Below are 17,970 nucleotides of genomic sequence, written 5' to 3' on the forward strand. Positions count from 1 at the left end.
TGCGCGGTGGCGCCGATCCGGGTGCGCGCGAAGGCCATTGCCCCCGCGCGTGAAGGGTTCGTGCAGACTGGCGGGGTGCGTACTGATCTCGTCTCGGAACCCGGCACCGCCGACCGGCCCAACGAGGACTTCGCGGGGGTCTGCCTACCCGCCTGCGGTCAGGGCGGTTGCGTGATCTTGCTGGACGGAGTGACCCCGCCCCCGTATCCGCCGGGCTGCTCGCACCCGGTGCCGTGGTTCACCGCCCGGCTGGGCGGCGCACTGACCGAACTGACCGTTTCCCACCGAGATCTGACGCTGCCGGAGATTCTCGGCCGGGCGATCACCCAAACATCGAAGGCCCATCTGACCACCTGTGACCTTTCTCACCCGCGTACGCCCCAGGCGACGGTGGTGCTGGTCCGCTGGTCGGCGGAGACGGTCGAGTACCTGGTGCTCTCGGACTCCGCACTGCTGCTGCGCGCCCCGGACGGCACGGTGACCCCGGTGCTGGACGACCGGCTGGCCAGGCTGCCGCGCGGGGCGCTGGCGAGCGCGGAACGGGTGGACGCCGAGCTGCGCAACAAGGAGGGCGGCTTCTTCACGGCCGCCGCCGACCCCGAGGTGGTCCGGTACGCGGTCACCGGCTCGGTGCCGCGCGCCGAGGTGCGCTCACTGGTCGCGCTGACCGACGGCGCGGCCCGCTGGACGGAGAAGTTCCACGAGGGCGACTGGACGGCCCTGTTCGACCTGGTCGCCAAGGAGGGCACCCGCGCGCTGGTGGACCGGGTGCGCGAGCTGGAGCTGGCGGACCGCGAGGAGCGGGCGTTCCTGGGCCGCAGCAAGACGCACGACGACGCGACGGCCGTCCACGTGGAGCTGTGAGGGCCCGCCGGGTGAACCGCTACTTCTCCGCGATGCCGTTCAACTCGTGCAGCAGCCGGGCGAGTTCGGCGACCTCACGGCGGTCCCAGTGGGCGAGCTGGCTGACGTAGCGGGCACGGCGGGCCTCTCTGACCCGGCCCACCCGGCCCCGGCCCTCGCCGGTGAGGGTGACCAGCCAGGCGCGGCCGTCGGCCGGATCGGGCTCGCGGGCGATCAGGCCGAGGTCCTCCAGGGCGCGCAACTGGCGGGACATGGTGGCCTTGCCGACGCCGATGTAGGCGGCCAGGTCGGTGGCCCGCTGGCCGCCCTGCTCGTCGAGCCGGATCAGCAGCCCGTACGCGGCCGGTTCCAGGTCGGGGTGGACCTCGCGGGCCATCTCGCCCTGGTTGGCCCGCGCCCGCCGCAGCAGCACGGTCAGTTCCCGCTCCAGTGCCAGGAATTCCTGGTCGACACAGCGCGGCGCCACGGGTGCGGTGTCCTCGCCCGTACCGTTGTTCCCGTCCTCGTGCACCTCAGTACCCCTGCCCGGTTTCGCCGTCTGAAATTTTCTGCCGGACCCCGTCATCGCCGCAGCTCCGTCAGTATTTCGCAGGCGTAGACCAACGGCGGCATCCGGACCCCCTTCCCACCCCCGTATCTACGTGCGTAGCTTCTTGGGCGGGCCCCTCGCGGCGGCCCGGCGCCACAGGCTCGTCGGTCATCGCCCCTCCCCTTTCGCCCCCCACTTTCACCCCGAAAGGCCACGCCATGCCCGTGCACAGACCCGGTCCCGCCCGCCCGCGCCCGTCCGCCGTCCTGGTCACGGCCCTGCTCGGCGCGCTCAGCCTCGTCCTCGGTCTCCTCTGCGCCGCCCCCGCCCAGGCCGCGCCCCACCGCGGCGACGCCTACCTCGGCATCGGCGTCCTCTCCCACGACGGCCGCTCCGGCACCCCGGCCGGCACCAGGGTCACCCAGACCGAGGGCGTCGACGTCTCCGGCCACCAGGGCAACGTCGACTGGGCCACCCTGTGGAACAGCGGAGTCCGCTGGGCCTACACCAAGGCCACGGAGGGCACTTACTACACCAACCCGTACTTCGCCCAGCAGTACAACGGCTCGTACAACGTGGGCATGATCCGGGGCGCGTACCACTTCGCCACCCCGGACACCACGAGCGGCGCGACGCAGGCGAACTACTTCGTGGACCACGGCGGCGGCTGGTCGCGGGACGGGCGGACGCTGCCGGGCACGCTGGACATCGAGTGGAATCCGTACGGCGACGCCTGCTACGGCAAGTCGGCCGCCTCGATGGTGAGCTGGATCGCGGACTTCCTCAACACATACCGGGCGCGCACCGGTCGCGACGCCGTGATCTACACGGCCACCAGTTGGTGGACCCAGTGCACGGGCAACAGCGCCGCCTTCGGCGCGGTCAACCCGCTGTGGATCGCCCGGTACGCCACCGCGCCGGGCACGCTGCCGGCGGGCTGGGGCGTGCAGACGATGTGGCAGTACACCTCCTCCGGCCCGACGGTCGGCGACCACGACAAGTTCAACGGCGCCCTGGACCGGGTGCAGGCGCTGGCCAACGGATAAGGCACCGCGTACGCGAAAGGCCCGAGTCCCCCTTCCTTCGGGGGGCTCGGGCCTTCGCCCCGTTCAGGCCGCGACCGGCACCTCCGCCGCGGTGGAGGCGGGCGCCAGGGCCAGCTCCAGCACCTGGCGGACGTCGGTCACCGCGTGCACGTCGAGCTTCTCCAGCACCTCGGCCGGGACGTCGTCCAGGTCGGCCTCGTTGCGCTTGGGGATGATCACGGTGGTCACCCCGGCGCGGTGCGCGGCGAGCAGCTTCTGCTTCACCCCGCCGATCGGCAGCACCCGCCCGGTCAGCGAGACCTCGCCGGTCATCGCCACGTCCGTGCGGACCAGCCGGCCGGAGAGCAGGGAGGCCAGCGCGGTGGTCATGGTGATGCCCGCGCTCGGGCCGTCCTTGGGGACCGCGCCCGCCGGGAAGTGGATGTGCACACCCCGGTCCTTCAGGTCGGCCACCGGCAGCTCCAGCTCGGCGCCCCGGCTGCGCAGGAAGCTCAGCGCGATCTGCGCCGACTCCTTCATCACGTCACCGAGCTGACCGGTCAGGGTCAGCCCCGCGGCGCCCGTCTCCGGGTCGGCGAGCGACGCCTCGACGTACAGCACGTCGCCGCCGGCGCCGGTGACCGCGAGCCCGGTCGCCACACCGGGGACGGCGGTACGGCGCTCGGCCGGGTCCTGCGCGGACTCGGGCACGTGGTGCGGACGGCCCACCAGAGCGCGCAGGTCCTCCTCGCGGACGGTGAACGGCAGTTCCCGCTCACCCAGTTCGTGCTGGGCCGCGACCTTGCGCAGCAGCCGGGCCACGGTCCGCTCCAGGGTGCGCACGCCCGCCTCGCGGGTGTACTCCCCGGCGAGCTTGCGCAGCGCGCCCTCCTCCAGGGTGACCTCGTCACCGGTGAGACCGGCCCGCTCCAACTGGCGCGGGAGCAGGTGGTCGCGGGCGATGACGACCTTCTCGTCCTCGGTGTAGCCGTCGAGGCGGACGATCTCCATCCGGTCGGCCAGCGCCTCCGGGATCGCCTCCAGGACGTTGGCGGTGGCGAGGAAGACCACGTCGGACAGGTCGAGTTCGACCTCCAGGTAGTGGTCCCGGAAGGTGTGGTTCTGCGCCGGGTCCAGCACTTCGAGCAGGGCGGCGGCCGGGTCGCCCCGGAAGTCCGAGCCGACCTTGTCGATCTCGTCGAGCAGCACGACCGGGTTCATCGACCCGGCCTCCTTGACCGCGCGGACGATACGGCCGGGCTGCGCACCGACGTAGGTGCGCCGGTGGCCCCGGATCTCCGCCTCGTCGCGGACACCGCCGAGCGCGACGCGGACGAACTTGCGCCCCATGGCGTGCGCGACGGACTCGCCCAGGCTGGTCTTGCCCACACCGGGCGGGCCGACCAGCGCCAGCACGGCACCGCCGCGCCGTCCGCCGATCACGCCGAGGCCGCGCTCACCGCGCCGCTTGCGCACCGCGAGGTACTCGGTGATGCGCGCCTTCACGTCGTCCAGACCGGCGTGCTCGGCGTCCAGGATCTCCTTGGCGCCCTGGATGTCGTACGCGTCCTCGGTCCGCTCGTTCCACGGCATCTCCAGGACGGTGTCCAGCCAGGTGCGAATCCAGGAGCCCTCCGGGGACTGGTCGGAGGAGCGCTCCAGCTTCTCCACTTCCTTGAGCGCGGCCTCTCGGACGCGCTCGGGCAGGTCGGCGGCCTCCACGCGGGCGCGGTAGTCGTCGGACTCCTCGGCCGCGTCCGGGCCGTCGCCGTTCAGCTCGCGCAGCTCCTTGCGGACCGCTTCGAGCTGGCGGCGCAGCAGGAACTCGCGCTGCTGCTTGTCGACGCCCTCCTGGACGTCCTTGGCGATGGTCTCCGCCACGTCCTGCTCGGCGAGGTGGTCGCGGAGCTGCTGGGCGGCGAGCTTCAGGCGGGCCACCGGGTCGGTGGTCTCCAGCAGCTCGGTCTTCTGGTCGGTGGTGAGGAACGGCGAGTAACCGGAGTTGTCGGCGAGCGCGGAGACGTCGTCGATGGCCTGGACCCGGTCCACGACCTGCCAGGCGCCGCGCTTGCGCAGCCAGGTGGTGGCCAGCGCCTTGTACTCCTTGACCAGGTCGGTCACCTGGCCGGGCAGCGGGTCGGGCACGGTCTCCTCGACCCGGGCGCCCTCGACCCACAGCGCGGCGCCGGGACCGGTGGTGCCCGCGCCGATGCGCACCCGGTGGCGGCCCTTGACCAGGGCGCCGGGGTCGCCGTCGGCGAGTCTGCCGACCTGCTCGACGGTGCCGAGCACACCGGTCTTCGCGTACGTGCCGTCGATGCGCGGGACCAGCAGCACCCTGGGCTTGCCGGACTCGGCGCGCGCGGCGGACTGGGCGGCCTCCACGGCGGCCCGGATCTCGGCGTCGCTCAGATCCAGCGGCACGACCATGCCGGGCAGCACGACCTCGCCGTCGAGCGGCAGCACGGGCAGAACGAGCGTGACCTCCATGGACTCACCCGACTCAGCAGCCATGATCTCCCCTTCGGCAGTCAACTTGAGTAACACTGACTCAATGCTCCTGAGCGGTTGAATGTTCCCCGAACATCGTTCGCTCTCGGCGAACGAAAATCCCGCGCCCGGCCGGGGCAGGATGTCGGCATGACTGCCACGCACGACAGCGCCGGGGAACCGGTGGTCCTGGACCGGCGCGAGGGACCGTACGGGGAGGTGGCGCTGCGCCGCAGCGGGGCGCTGCTCCAGATCATCGCCAACGGGTGCTTCCTGATGGACACCTCCGACGGCCGCTCGGAGCGGCTGCTGGTGGACGCGGCGCGGGACGCGCTGGACGACCGCCCGGCGCCGGAGGTGCTGATCGGCGGGCTCGGCGTCGGCTTCTCGCTGGCGCACGCGGCAGCCGACCCCCGCTGGGGACGCATCACCGTGGTGGAGCGCGAGAGCGCCGTCATCGACTGGCACCGCACCGGCCCGCTGGCCGAGATCTCCGCCGACGCGCTGGCCGACCCGCGCACGCGCGTCGTGGAGGCGGATCTCGTCGCCTACGTCAATGAGACTTCCGACACGTTCGACGCGGTGTGCCTCGACATCGACAACGGACCCGGCTGGACCGTCACGGAGGGCAACGAAGGGCTGTACACACCCAGCGGACTCGCCGCGTGCGCAAGGGTGTTGAGGCCCGACGGGGTCCTTGCCACGTGGTCCGCGCAGCCCTCTCCGGAATTTGAAGGAACCTTGCGGAATGCCGGGTTCCGACAGGTGCGTACCGAAGAGGTCCCCGTTGCCCGTGGCGTTCCCGACGTGGTCCATCTCGCCGTCCGACCTGGATAGCGACGGCCCGGCGTGTCCCCGTAATGTGCAGCGTGACGCGGATCATTCAAGCGTCAATCGCAGTCATGGGATCACCCCACGGATTCCGGAAAGCAACAGGGGCGGGCGATGGAGCAGACACACACCTCCCAGACCGGTGCGGCGACGACGTCACAGGGCGCGCAGCGCCGGGTACTGGTCGTCGAGGACGACCCCACGATCGTCGACGCCATCGCGGCCCGGCTCCGCGCCGAGGGATTCCTCGTGCAGACCGCCGGTGACGGTCCCTCGGCGGTCGACACGGCCGAGGCATGGCAGCCCGACCTGCTGATCCTCGACATCATGCTGCCCGGCTTCGACGGCCTGGAGGTCTGCCGCCGCGTGCAGGCGTCCCGCCCGGTGCCGGTCATGATGCTCACCGCGCGCGACGACGAGACCGACATGCTGGTCGGCCTCGGGGTCGGCGCCGACGACTACATGACCAAGCCGTTCTCCATGCGGGAGCTGGCCGCGCGCGTGCACGTCCTGCTGCGCCGCATGGAGCGTGCCGCGCTCGCCGCGACCACCCCCCGCTCCGGCATACTCCGGCTCGGCGAGCTGGAGATCGACCACGCCCAGCGCCGGGTGCGCGTGAAGTCGGACGACGTCCATCTGACGCCCACCGAGTTCGACCTGCTGGTGTGCCTGGCCAACACCCCGCGCGCGGTGCTCTCCCGCGAGCAACTGCTCGCCGAGGTCTGGGACTGGGCGGACGCCTCCGGCACCCGGACGGTGGACAGCCACATCAAGGCCCTGCGCCGGAAGATCGGCGCCGAGCGCATCCGCACGGTGCACGGGGTCGGTTACGCGCTGGAGACGCCGACGCCGTGAGTCTCGGACGGGAAGCGGGGCGCCGGCGCTCCGGGGGCGGACCCTGGGGCGGCGTACGCCCGTTCTCGATCAAGACCAAGCTGGGCGCGCTGGTCGTCATCTCGGTGCTGATCACCACCGGTCTCTCCATGATCGCGGTGCACACCAAGACCGAGCTGCGCTTCATCACGGTCTTCTCCATGATCGCCACGCTGCTGATCACCCAGTTCGTGGCGCACTCGCTCACCGCGCCGCTGGACGAGATGAACGCGGTGGCCCGCTCCATCTCGCACGGCGACTACACGCGCCGGGTGAGCGAGGGCCGCCGCGACGAACTCGGCGACCTCGCCGTCACGATCAACGTGATGGCGGACGAGCTGGAGGCCCAGGACCTCCAGCGCAAGGAGCTGGTGGCGAACGTCTCGCACGAGCTGCGCACCCCCATCGCGGGCCTGCGCGCGGTGCTGGAGAACATCGTCGACGGCGTCACCGAGGCCGACCCGGAGACCATGCGCACCGCGCTGCGCCAGACCGACCGGCTGGGCAGGCTGGTGGAGACCCTGCTGGACCTCTCCCGCCTCGACAACGGCGTGGTCCCGCTGAAGGCCCGCCGCTTCGAGGTGTGGCCGTACCTGTCCGGCGTGCTCAAGGAGGCCAACATGGTCGCCTCCGCGCGCGCCGGCATCGCCTCCGGCTCCGGCAGCCACACCCGTACCGATGTGCATCTGCACCTGGACGTGTCCCCGCCTGAGCTGACCGCGCACGCCGACCCCGAGCGCATCCACCAGGTCGTGGCGAACCTCATAGACAACGCGGTCAAGCACAGCCCGCCGCACGGCCGGGTCACGGTGAAGGCCCGGCGCGGCGCGCGTCCGGAGTCGCTGGAGCTGGAGGTGCTGGACGAGGGTCCGGGCATCCCGCGCTCGGAGTGGCACCGCGTGTTCGAGCGGTTCAACCGGGGCGCGGTCAGCCGCCCGCACGGTCCGGGCAGCGACGGCGGCACCGGTCTGGGGCTCGCCATCGCCCGCTGGGCGGTGGATCTGCACGGCGGCCGGATCGGTGTGGCCGAATCCGAGCGGGGCTGCCGGATCATCGTCACCCTTCCGGGAGCGGTTCCGGCGTCGAGTTGACGCGCCCGGCCCGCTTGGGATTCAGTCGGATGATCAAGATCACAATCGTTCGTCCAGGCGGACACGTGTGATCAGGCACGGGCCGGCGCGATGCGCGGAGCGAGGACGCTCAGGGCCCCTGTCAGGCGTGCCCGCAACGCCCCTTCCGTATCCGGAACCCCGCTTGTTTCCCGCCATTTCGCGGCCCGAAACGCGGTTCCCGATGTGACTTGCACGACGATGAACGGGCCCGACCTGACCTTCCCGCTCTTGGAGGCGTAGCCTTTATTCCCGCTGTCCATCACCTTGTGAAGCGGAAGAGGGCGGTTACCGCCGTGTCGCCACAGTCCCCCAGTAACTCGAACGTCTCCACCGACGACCAAGCCGGGAAGAACGCCGCCGCGGCGTTCGGCCCGAACGAGTGGCTCGTCGACGAGATCTATCAGCAGTACCTCCAGGACCCGAATTCGGTAGACCGTGCCTGGTGGGACTTCTTCGCCGATTACAAGCCGGGGGCGCCCGCCGCCTCGGCTCCGGCGGGTACCGCGGCCGCGGGGGCCGCGGGCACCACCCCCACCGCTCCCCCGGCCCAGGCCGCCCCGGCCCAGGCCGCCCCGGCTCAGGCCGCCGCGCCCGCCCAGGCACCGGCCCAGCCGGCCCCGGCCGCCAAGCCCGCGCAGGCCCCGGCCGCGCCGGCCCAGGCTCCGGCGCAGGCCCCTGCCGCGAAGGCCGCCCCGGCCGCCCAGGCCCCGGCGAAGCCGGCCGCGGCGCCCGCGGCGAAGCCGAAGGCCGCCGCCGCGCCCGCCACCGAGGCCCCCGAGGGCCCCGAGTACGTGACGCTGCGCGGTCCGTCCGCGGCCGTGGTGAAGAACATGAACGCCTCGCTGGAGCTGCCGACCGCCACCTCGGTGCGCGCGGTCCCGGTGAAGCTGCTGTTCGACAACCGCATCGTCATCAACAACCACCTCAAGCGCGCCCGCGGCGGGAAGATCTCCTTCACGCACCTCATCGGGTTCGCCATGGTGCAGGCCATCAAGGCCATGCCGGCGATGAACTACTCGTTCGGCGAGAAGGACGGCAAGCCGACCCTGGTCAAGCCGCCGCACGTGAACCTCGGCCTGGCCATCGACCTGGTGAAGCCCAACGGCGACCGCCAGCTCGTCGTCGCGGCCATCAAGAAGGCCGAGACGCTGAACTTCTTCGAGTTCTGGCAGGCCTACGAGGACATCGTCCGCCGCGCCCGCGAGGGCAAGCTCACGATGGACGACTTCACCGGCGTCACGGTCTCCCTGACCAACCCCGGCGGCCTCGGCACCGTCCACTCCGTGCCGCGCCTGATGCCCGGCCAGTCCGTGATCATGGGCGTCGGCTCCATGGACTACCCGGCGGAGTTCCAGGGCACCAGCCAGGACACCCTGAACAAGCTCGGCGTCTCCAAGGTCATGACGCTCACGTCGACCTACGACCACCGGGTCATCCAGGGCGCCGCCTCCGGCGAGTTCCTGCGCCAGGTCGCCAACCTGCTCCTCGGCGAGAACGGCTTCTACGACGACATCTTCGAGGCGCTGCGCATCCCCTACGAGCCGGTCCGCTGGCTCAAGGACATCGACGCCAGCCACGACGACGACGTCACCAAGGCCGCCCGTGTCTTCGAGCTGATCCACTCCTACCGGGTCCGCGGCCACGTCATGGCCGACACCGACCCGCTGGAGTACCAGCAGCGCAAGCACCCCGACCTGGACATCACCGAGCACGGGCTCACCCTGTGGGACCTGGAGCGCGAGTTCGCCGTCGGCGGCTTCGCCGGCAAGTCGATGATGAAGCTGCGCGACATCCTGGGCGTGCTGCGCGACTCGTACTGCCGCACCACCGGCATCGAGTTCATGCACATCCAGGACCCCAAGCAGCGCAAGTGGATCCAGGACCGCGTCGAGCGCCCGCACTCCAAGCCGGAGCGCGAGGAGCAGTTGCGCATCCTGCGCCGCCTGAACGCCGCCGAGGCGTTCGAGACGTTCCTGCAGACCAAGTACGTCGGCCAGAAGCGGTTCTCGCTGGAGGGCGGCGAGTCCGTCATCCCGCTGCTGGACGCGGTCATCGACTCGGCCGCCGAGTCGCGCCTGGACGAGGTCGTCATCGGCATGGCCCACCGCGGCCGGCTGAACGTGCTCGCCAACATCGTCGGCAAGTCGTACGCGCAGATCTTCCGGGAGTTCGAGGGCAACCTCGACCCGAAGTCGATGCACGGCTCCGGTGACGTGAAGTACCACCTGGGCGCCGAGGGCACCTTCACCGGGCTCGACGGCGAGCAGATCGCGGTCTCCCTGGTCGCCAACCCCTCGCACCTGGAGGCGGTCGACCCGGTCCTGGAGGGCGTCGCCCGCGCCAAGCAGGACATCATCAACAAGGGCGGCACGGACTTCACCGTGCTGCCGGTGGCGATCCACGGCGACGCGGCCTTCGCGGGCCAGGGCGTGGTGGCCGAGACCCTGAACATGTCGCAGCTCCGCGGCTACCGCACCGGCGGCACGGTCCACATCGTCATCAACAACCAGGTCGGCTTCACCGCCGCCCCGGAGTCCTCGCGCTCCTCGATGTACGCGACCGACGTGGCCCGCATGATCGAGGCCCCGATCTTCCACGTGAACGGTGACGACCCGGAGGCCGTGGTCCGCGTCGCGCGGCTCGCCTTCGAGTTCCGTCAGGCGTTCAACAAGGACGTGGTGATCGACCTCATCTGCTACCGCCGCCGCGGTCACAACGAGTCGGACAACCCGGCCTTCACCCAGCCGCTGATGTACGACCTGATCGACAAGAAGCGCTCGGTGCGCAAGCTCTACACCGAGTCCCTGATCGGTCGCGGTGACATCACCCTGGAGGAGGCCGAGCAGGCGCTCCAGGACTACCAGGGCCAGCTCGAGAAGGTCTTCACCGAGGTCCGCGAGGTCACCTCGCAGCCGGCGCAGGGCGAGTCCCAGCCGCCCAAGGACGGCTTCCCGGCGGCGGTCCCGACCGCGATCTCCGCGGAGGTCGTCAAGCGGATCGCCGAGTCCCAGGTCAACGTCCCGGACAACATCACCGTCCACCCGCGGCTCCTGCCGCAGCTCCAGCGCCGGGCGGCGATGGTGGAGGACGGCACGATCGACTGGGGCATGGGCGAGACCCTGGCCATCGGCTCGCTGCTGCTGGAGGGCACCCCGGTCCGCCTCGCGGGCCAGGACTCCCAGCGCGGCACCTTCGGCCAGCGCCACGCGGTGCTCATCGACCGGCAGACCGGCGAGGAGTACACCCCGCTCCAGTACCTCTCCGAGGACCAGGCGCGGCTGAACGTCTACAACTCCCTGCTGTCCGAGTACGCGGCCATGGGCTTCGAGTACGGCTACTCGCTGGCCCGCCCGGACGCGCTGGTGATGTGGGAGGCGCAGTTCGGCGACTTCGTCAACGGCGCGCAGACGGTCGTCGACGAGTTCATCTCCTCGGCCGAGCAGAAGTGGAACCAGACCTCCGGTGTGGTCCTGCTGCTGCCGCACGGCTACGAGGGCCAGGGCCCGGACCACTCCTCGGCCCGTCCGGAGCGGTTCCTCCAGCTCTGCGCGCAGAACAACATGACGGTCGCCATGCCGACCTCGCCGGCGAACTACTTCCACCTGCTGCGCTGGCAGGTCCACAACCCGGACCACAAGCCGCTGATCGTCTTCACCCCGAAGTCGATGCTGCGTCTGAAGGCGGCGGCCTCGAAGGCGGAGGACTTCACCTCCGGCGAGTTCCGTCCGGTCATCGGCGACGACACGGTCGACCCGGCCGCCGTCCGCAAGGTCGTCTTCTGCTCCGGCAAGGTCTACTACGACCTCGAGGCCGGCCGGCAGAAGCGCGGCGCCACGGACACGGCGATCATCCGCATCGAGCGGCTGTACCCGCTGCCCGGCGCCGAGGTCCAGGCCGAGGTCAACAAGTACCCGAACGCCGAGAAATACCTCTGGGTGCAGGAGGAGCCGGCGAACCAGGGTGCGTGGCCGTTCATCGCGCTCAACCTGATCGACCACCTGGACCTGGCCGTCGGTGCCGACGTCCCGGCGGGCGAGCGCCTGCGCCGCATCTCGCGCGCGCACGGCTCCTCCCCGGCGGTGGGCTCCGCCAAGCGCCACCAGGCGGAGCAGGAGCAGTTGGTGAACGAGGTCTTCGAGGCGTGACCCCGGCTCACTGAGCAACGCTGAAGGGCCCGGCTCTCCTGGATCTGATCCGGAGGGCCGGGCCCTTCGCCGTCCGGGCGGTGCCCGGCGGCGCTCAGCTCGCCTGCGGCTCGAAGTCCCAGTACGGGCGGTTGCGGGAGCGGGCGGAGACGGTGTGGACGTGCTGGGGGCCGAGGGTGGCGGCGAGGTCGGCGAGGGCCTCCTGTTCGACCTTCTCCGCCTGCTGGCGCTCGCGCAGCGCGCGCAGGTCGGCCGCGTAGGCGACGCGGGCGGTCAGGGTGAGCGGGTGGGTGCGGCCCAGGCTGTCGGTGGCGCGCAGGATGGTGATCTGGCTGAGGTCGGCGGCGGCCTCGGTGTCCCCGACGAGGTTGCGCAGCGCGGCCGCGTTGACGGCGCAGCCCAGCGCGTACGGGTGGGTCTCCCCCAGCGCGGCGGACATGTCGGCGAGGCTCTGCTCGATCAGTACGTGGGCGTGGTCGCGTTCGCCGACGCTGCGCAGCACCAGGGCGTGGTTGGCGCGGGCGCCGATGATGAAGGGGTGGCCCTCGGGCAGCAGCAGTTCGTAGCGGGCGAGGACGGACTCGCTGGCCTCGCGGGCCTGGTCGATGTCGCCGTGCTCGCGGGCGAAGCAGCTCTGGCTGACGGCGGCGGCCAGGGTGTGCGTGTGGCTGTCCCCGAGCTTGCGCTCCAGCCCTTCCAGGACGCGGGTGAGCAGTTCGCCCGCCCCGGCCCGGTCCCCGCCGCGCAGCCGGCACAGGGCGAGGTTGTGCTCGGCGCGCAGGGTGTTCTGGTTGTCCGGGCCCATGACGATGCGGTATTCGCGGACGTTCCTGGTCTGGATGGACTCGGCCTCGGAGTAGCGGCCCAGCAGGCGCAGGTCGACCGCGTAGGAGACCTCGGAGAACAGGGTCCAGGGGTGGCGGCCCTTGAGGAGCTGGCGGCGGGCCTCCAGGGTGCGGGTGTCGAAGCCGCGGGCCTGTTCGTAGCGGCCGAGGAGGCGCAGGGTGAAGCCGAGGTTGTTCTGGGCGTTGAGGGTGCGCGAGTCGTGCTCGCCGAACAGCTCGCGGTAGGTGGGGTAGAGCCATTCGTCGAGTTCGAGCGCGGCGTCGTACTGGCCGAGTTCGCGCAGGTCGGCGGCTAGTCCGCCGGCCATCCTGAGGTGGTCGAGGTCGTGTTCGCCGCGTTCGGCGAGGAGTTGCTCGCGGGCGGCCCGGTCGATGGCCTCGGTCTCCTGGAAGCGGCCGGCCGAGCGCAGCAGGTTGGCGTAGTGGTAGGTCACCTCCCAGACGCGGGGGTGGGAGTCGCCGAGCAGCTCGCGCCAGGTGGCGAGGGCGCGGCCGCCGAGGTTCACACCCGCCGTGTACTCCCCCGCGAACAGCATGTACCGCAGGCAGTTGAGCACCAGCCCCTGCACCCGGCGGTCCTTGCTGCGCAGTACGTCGGCGTACTTGAGGTGCGGGACGATCTCGGCGTACGCGTCCCAGTTGCGGGTGTCGGTGGGGCGGCCGGGGTCGGCCTCGGCGAGGGCGCGGCGGACCACCTCGATGAACTCGCTCCGGTCGGCCTCGGGCATGTCCTTGTGCACGATCTGGTGGACCATCCGGTGCAGGTAGACCGACTCGCCGGAGGCGACCCCCTCGTCCAGCGTGGCCTCGTGCGACTCCAGCCGGACCACGGAGTACTGGCGGAGCTGGTTGACGGCCTTGTTCCACAGCAGCGGGTCGTCCAGCAGCCCGGCGAGCTGTTCGGGCAGGTCGTCGTGGTTCATCTCCTTCAGCAGCCGGACCGGGATGAAGCCGGGCGCGAAGAAGGTGCACAGCCGCAGCAGGTCGACGGACTCGGGGACGGTCTCGCGGAGCTTGTTCAGCAGTATCGACCAGGCGGTCTGGAAGGCGAGCGGGAAGTCCGCGGACACCTTGACCACGTCCTGGTCGATCCCGCCGTCCAGCAGGGCGATGTACTCCTCCACCGAGAGGTCGGAGTCGTTGAGCCAGCCCGCGGTCTGGTCGAGCAGCAGCGGGAGGTCCTCCAGCGCCTGGGCGAGCTGGTCGGCGTCGGGTTCGGTGAGCCGGGGTGCGCGGCGGCGGATGAAGGCGACCGACTCGTCGCGGCCGTAGACGGGGACTTCGAGGAGCTTGCTGTTGTGCTCGCCCCACTCGGGGTTGCGGGAGGTGATGAGGACGTGGCCGGGGCCGGTGGGCACGAGGTCCCAGATCTGGTCGGGTTCGTCGGCACCGTCCAGCACGAGCAGCCAGCGGGAGTACGGGGTGCCCCGGCGCAGCGCGTCGCGGACGGCGCGGAGCCGCTCGCCGTACTCGGCGCCGGTGGACAGGCCGAGTTTGGGGGCGAGTTCGGCGAGGAGGCGGCGGTAGCTGACGCGTTTCTCGGCGTTGACCCACCACACCACGTCGTACTCGGAGCCGAAGCGGTAGACGTACTCGGCGGCGAGCTGGGTCTTTCCGACGCCGGACATGCCGTGCAGGGTGAGGACGCCCGCGCCGGGGTCGCTGCCCTGGAGCAGGTGGTAGGCGTCGTTGAGCAGCGGTTCGCGGCCGGTGAAGCGGGTGTTGCGGCGGGGCACCCCGCCCCACACGTCGGGCATGGCGGCCGGGAAGCGGGGTGCGGGGCGGCCCGGGTCGTCGCCCGGGCGGCTGTCGTGGGGCAGGTCGAGGCGGTCCAGGAGCCGGCGTTCGGCCTCGTCGGCGCCCATGTTGGTGAGGGCGACGGGGGCGAGGGCCGCGACGGCGGAGGGCAGCGGGGCGTTGGTGACGGAGACGGCGGCGAACCGGCCCGGATCGGCGCCGACCACCTCGCGCAGGGCCGCGTTCCACTCGTCGTGGGTGCGCGGGCCGAGCTGGAAGTACCACTCGCTGACCACGATCAGGGTGCGGCCCTCGGCGAGGGTGAGGTCGCGCAGCAGGTCGGCCAGGGGCTGGTCCGGGGGCGCGTCCCAGCGCAGGTAGACCACTCTGAGGCCGCGCCGCTCCAGCCGGTCCCCGATCCAGGCGGCCCAGGCGCGGTTGAACCCGGCGAAGCTGATGGTGACGGTCTGCCTCGCGGCCCCGTTCCCGTTCGGTGCCGGCGTACGGGCTTCAGACATCGGCGGCCTCCAGCACGTAGACAGGAAATCGTAGAACCTCGGCGCGGTCCCTGGGGAGTACGGCGACCGCCGGAGACGAACGCCTCGGTGCGCCGATCTTCGCGCAGCGGGGGGTGCGAAGCCGGCATTTCACCGGTTCGGGATCGGCGGCGTGGGGGGCTGTCGCTGCGCCCAGAGGGTGCGCACCGCCTTGACGTACGCCTGCGCGCGCGCCGTGTGCCCCCGTGGTGCGGGGCGGGCGGAGAGCCGTTCGTGGGCGGCGGCCATGCCGTCGACGAACCGGCGCCCGGCCGGGGTGAGGTCGGGCGAGGCGACGAGCGCGGGCAGGGCGGCGGCGACCTGGGCGTGGTAGCGGGCGTGTTCGGCCCAGGCGGCCTCGCGGCGGGCGGGTTCGGCGAGCGCGGTGCGCTGGAAGTGGTCGGCCAGCGCGAGATGGGCGTAGGTGCCGTGCAGCAGCCCGTCGTAGGGGCGGGGGTCGGGGCGCCAGGGGGCGAAGTAGCGGGCCTCGGGTCCGGCGCGGTGCAGTTCCACCAGTTCGCCGAGGGCGGCGAGTTTGGTGTGCTGCATCTCGTGGACGAGGGTCGCGGCGAGCGCGGTCGGGGTGGCGGGGGTGGTGCTGAGCAGCGCGCCGAACGCCTCGCGCCGGGTCCCGCTGGAGCTGCCCCGGCCGTCCGAGCCGGGCGGGGGCGCGAGCGGGACGAGGCAGCGCAGCAGGGCGATGGTCTCGGTGAGCCGCTGCTCGCCGCCGGTGCGCAGCGCCTGCGCGGTGCCGGACCAAGCGTGCAGCCAGCGCTTGCGCTCGGCGTGGTCGGGCCCGCCGGCCCCGCCGAACGCGAACGGTCCCGGGTCGCGGGGCGGGGTGCGGTACGGGTCGAGGTCGTCCAGCGGTACGGGAGCGGTGCCCGGCAGCAGGCCGGGCAGGGCGTGGGCCGGGGTCCAGGCGGGGGCGCCGGACCAGGCACCGACGCCCTGCTCCAGCCGGACGTGCACGTCGGAGGCGCCGCGTCGACGCAGGGTCAGGCGGCCGTTCTTGTGCCGCACCTCGATGGCGGCCGACCCGGTCCGCCCGATGCGCAGGACGCCGAGGGAGGGCAGGCAGAGCAGGCCGTCGCGGGCGGTGAGTGAGGTGCTGAACGGCAGGCCCGCGCGGGCGGCGGCGGCTGCGGCGAGGGCGCTGAAGTAGGCCAGTTCCAGCGGGAGTTCGCGGGCGCCGTCGGGTGTGGTCAGCGCGGTCAGGCAGCGGCGGGCCCAGGGGCCGGTGAACGGGTAGGTGAGCCGGGTCCGGGCGGGCGAGCGGGGTCCGTCGGCTGCGCGGTCGGCCTCGGTCAGCAGGGCCCAGTCCTCGCGCAGACGGCGCCCGGCGGCGCCCTCGGCGGCGTCGAGGACGGCGCGCAGCAGCAGCATGCGCCGGGTGTCCTGGTCGCGGACGAGGAGGGCGAGGGTGTCGGGGCCGCCCCCGGTGCGGCTGAGTTCGGCGAGGGCGCGGTCCAGGGGTGCCGTCACGGGGTGCCTCCTTCCTCGGCGAGCCGCGCGGCCACGTGCCGGATGAAGCGCTGGAGATCGGCGCAGTACACCGACGGGTTGTCGAAGCCGTGCCCGGCGCGGTACCGGTGCGCGTAGTGCCCGCCCCCGCACACCCCGACCAGCGGGCAGGCCCGGCAGCGCCCGGCCAGGCCCGCGAGCCCGGCCTGCCGGGCGGCGACGCCGGGGTGGGCGAGGGCCTGGTCGAAGTCGTGCCGGAACACGTCGAGCCCGGTCTCGGCGGCGCCGTCGTACGCCGACTTCAGCGAGTCGACCTGCTCGATGGAGCCGTCGGTCTCGATGACGACGGCGTCGAAGGGGGCGAGCCCCAGGGACTCGGTGGCGGCGGGCAGGCCGAGCAGCAGGGCGAGGCACTCCTCGAAGAGCCGTACCCGCGTCTCGCGCCGCCCGGCCGACCACCAGCGGTCGAAGACACGGCACAGCCAGTCGCCGTACTCGCCCCCGTGCGGGGGCGGGGCCGACCAGTTGCCGTGCGGCAGCAGCAGGTCGAGCGCGGGCGGGCGGAGGGTGAGCAGGGACTCGTAGGTGCCGACGGGGTCGGTGGTGGGGTCGACGACGGTGAGGACGCCCGCGTACGCCTCGGGGAAGTGGTCGGCGACCAGGCGGGCGCCGCGCGCGGCGGCGGGCCACGAGGGGCGCCCGGCGTGGTCGACGCGGCGGTGGTTGAGCGCGGCGCTGCCCCCGTCGAGGCTGATGCCGACACGGATGCCGTGCCGGGCGAGGACGGCGACCCGGTCGTGGGTGAGCAGGGTGGCGTTGGTCTGCACGGTGGCGTGGACCGCGCAGCCCTCGGGCACGCGGGCGCGGACGGTGTCGGTGAAGCGCGCCAGGGTGCCGGCGCCGGCCAGCAGGGGTTCGCCGCCGTGCAGGACGAGGGAGAGCGCGGTCAGGGCGTGGTCGCGGGCGTGCCGGGCGATCCGGTCGGCGGTGCGGTCGAGCACCTCGGCGGGGGCGGCGGCGGGGCGGGTGCGCCAGGTGTGGTCGGGTCCCTCGTAGAGGTAGCAGTAGCGGCAGGCGAGGTTGCAGCGGCCGTGCGCCTTGACGATGAACTGCCGGAAGGGGCGCGGTCGCGCCCGCGTCGGGGCGGCGGTCGTCCCGGACATCCCGTACCCCCGTACCGCGATGCGGGCGCGGCTCGTTCGCCCGTGTGTGCGGGGGCGTTCCCGGTCGCGGCCCGGAGTCAAACGCAAGGCGGCGGAACTTGCCGGATTCCGCCGTCGGGTGACCAAGAGCGGACGGCTCAGAGGCAGTTGTTGAAGCCCCAGAGCATCTCGGCGGGCCTGCGCGCGCGTTCGGTGAGGGTGTCCAGGACCTCGCGCAGCACGGGGTGGTCCAGGGTGCGCAGTTCCTCCAGGTCGAGTGTGAGCAGGTCCGGCAGCGGCTCGCCGTGTTCCGGTACGGCCGTCTCGTCGCCCGCGCTGGTCATCGCTGCCTCCCGTGGTGTTCTCCGGCGGTGTGG

General features: G+C 72.2%; 12 protein-coding genes. 6 read left to right on the top strand and 6 right to left on the bottom strand.

The window, feature by feature from the left end; genetic code table 11:
- Positions 1 to 75: 75 nt before the first annotated feature.
- A complete protein-coding gene (locus ACZ3HQ_RS01705; protein ID WP_467507084.1) occupies positions 76 to 864 on the top strand; it encodes a hypothetical protein in 789 nt (262 codons plus the stop codon).
- A gap of 19 nt (positions 865 to 883) precedes the next feature.
- On the opposite strand, the gene ACZ3HQ_RS01710 is transcribed toward ACZ3HQ_RS01705, so the two are convergent.
- Complete coding sequence (locus ACZ3HQ_RS01710) at positions 884 to 1,375, bottom strand: MarR family winged helix-turn-helix transcriptional regulator (protein WP_467507086.1); 492 nt, start codon at positions 1,373 to 1,375, stop codon at positions 884 to 886.
- Between the two features lie 236 nt (positions 1,376 to 1,611).
- On the opposite strand from ACZ3HQ_RS01710, the gene ACZ3HQ_RS01715 reads away from it, so the two are divergent.
- On the top strand, positions 1,612 to 2,439 hold the full coding sequence (locus ACZ3HQ_RS01715) for a lysozyme (protein ID WP_467507088.1): 828 nt from the start codon (positions 1,612 to 1,614) through the stop codon (positions 2,437 to 2,439).
- A 63-nt stretch (positions 2,440 to 2,502) separates the two neighbouring features.
- Here the strand turns inward: ACZ3HQ_RS01715 and lon are convergent, their stop codons facing one another.
- The gene (gene lon, locus ACZ3HQ_RS01720) at positions 2,503 to 4,932 is read right to left on the bottom strand and encodes an endopeptidase La (RefSeq protein WP_467507090.1); all 2,430 of its coding nucleotides are present in this window, start codon (positions 4,930 to 4,932) and stop codon (positions 2,503 to 2,505) included.
- Between the two features lie 126 nt (positions 4,933 to 5,058).
- On the opposite strand from lon, the gene ACZ3HQ_RS01725 reads away from it, so the two are divergent.
- From ACZ3HQ_RS01725 to ACZ3HQ_RS01740, 4 genes are all read left to right on the top strand, one after another.
- A complete protein-coding gene (locus tag ACZ3HQ_RS01725) occupies positions 5,059 to 5,745 on the top strand; it encodes a spermine/spermidine synthase domain-containing protein (RefSeq protein ID WP_467507092.1) in 687 nt (228 codons plus the stop codon).
- 108 nt (positions 5,746 to 5,853) lie between these two features.
- Positions 5,854 to 6,594 carry a response regulator transcription factor gene (locus tag ACZ3HQ_RS01730; protein ID WP_030816749.1) on the top strand — a complete coding sequence of 247 codons (741 nt, stop codon included), beginning with the start codon at positions 5,854 to 5,856 and terminating at the stop codon, positions 6,592 to 6,594.
- The gene (locus tag ACZ3HQ_RS01735) at positions 6,591 to 7,703 is read left to right on the top strand and encodes a sensor histidine kinase (protein ID WP_467507094.1); all 1,113 of its coding nucleotides are present in this window, start codon (positions 6,591 to 6,593) and stop codon (positions 7,701 to 7,703) included. Before ACZ3HQ_RS01730 ends, ACZ3HQ_RS01735 begins: the two co-directional genes overlap by 4 nt.
- Positions 7,704 to 8,017: 314 nt before the next feature.
- Positions 8,018 to 11,869: a multifunctional oxoglutarate decarboxylase/oxoglutarate dehydrogenase thiamine pyrophosphate-binding subunit/dihydrolipoyllysine-residue succinyltransferase subunit gene (locus tag ACZ3HQ_RS01740; RefSeq protein WP_467507095.1), complete on the top strand. Its 3,852-nt coding sequence runs from the start codon at positions 8,018 to 8,020 to the stop codon at positions 11,867 to 11,869.
- 94 nt (positions 11,870 to 11,963) lie between these two features.
- On the opposite strand, the gene fxsT is transcribed toward ACZ3HQ_RS01740, so the two are convergent.
- The 4 genes from fxsT to fxsA form a co-directional block, all read right to left on the bottom strand.
- A complete protein-coding gene (gene fxsT / locus ACZ3HQ_RS01745) occupies positions 11,964 to 14,969 on the bottom strand; it encodes an FxSxx-COOH system tetratricopeptide repeat protein (RefSeq protein WP_467507097.1) in 3,006 nt (1,001 codons plus the stop codon).
- Positions 14,970 to 15,098: 129 nt separating this feature from the next.
- Complete coding sequence (locus tag ACZ3HQ_RS01750) at positions 15,099 to 16,472, bottom strand: aKG-HExxH-type peptide beta-hydroxylase (RefSeq protein ID WP_467507099.1); 1,374 nt, start codon at positions 16,470 to 16,472, stop codon at positions 15,099 to 15,101.
- Positions 16,469 to 17,614, bottom strand: a complete 1,146-nt coding sequence (locus ACZ3HQ_RS01755; RefSeq protein WP_467507101.1) for an FxsB family cyclophane-forming radical SAM/SPASM peptide maturase — start codon at positions 17,612 to 17,614, stop codon at positions 16,469 to 16,471. Before ACZ3HQ_RS01755 ends, ACZ3HQ_RS01750 begins: the two co-directional genes overlap by 4 nt.
- 137 nt (positions 17,615 to 17,751) lie before the next feature.
- Positions 17,752 to 17,937 carry an FxSxx-COOH cyclophane-containing RiPP peptide gene (fxsA, locus tag ACZ3HQ_RS01760; RefSeq protein WP_467507103.1) on the bottom strand — a complete coding sequence of 62 codons (186 nt, stop codon included), beginning with the start codon at positions 17,935 to 17,937 and terminating at the stop codon, positions 17,752 to 17,754.
- Between the last annotated feature and the right edge of the window lie 33 nt (positions 17,938 to 17,970).

The sequence above is a fragment of the Streptomyces sp. NPDC018263 genome (genome assembly GCF_055562575.1).

Coding starts and splice junctions, on each gene's coding strand:
- ACZ3HQ_RS01725 (WP_467507092.1), top strand. CDS start 5,059: ATGACTGCCACGCACGACAGCGCCGGGGAACCGGTGGTCCTGGACCGG.
- fxsA (WP_467507103.1), bottom strand. CDS start 17,937: ATGACCAGCGCGGGCGACGAGACGGCCGTACCGGAACACGGCGAGCCG.
- ACZ3HQ_RS01730 (WP_030816749.1), top strand. CDS start 5,854: ATGGAGCAGACACACACCTCCCAGACCGGTGCGGCGACGACGTCACAG.
- fxsT (WP_467507097.1), bottom strand. CDS start 14,969: ATGTCTGAAGCCCGTACGCCGGCACCGAACGGGAACGGGGCCGCGAGG.
- lon (WP_467507090.1), bottom strand. CDS start 4,932: ATGGCTGCTGAGTCGGGTGAGTCCATGGAGGTCACGCTCGTTCTGCCC.
- ACZ3HQ_RS01755 (WP_467507101.1), bottom strand. CDS start 17,614: ATGTCCGGGACGACCGCCGCCCCGACGCGGGCGCGACCGCGCCCCTTC.
- ACZ3HQ_RS01715 (WP_467507088.1), top strand. CDS start 1,612: ATGCCCGTGCACAGACCCGGTCCCGCCCGCCCGCGCCCGTCCGCCGTC.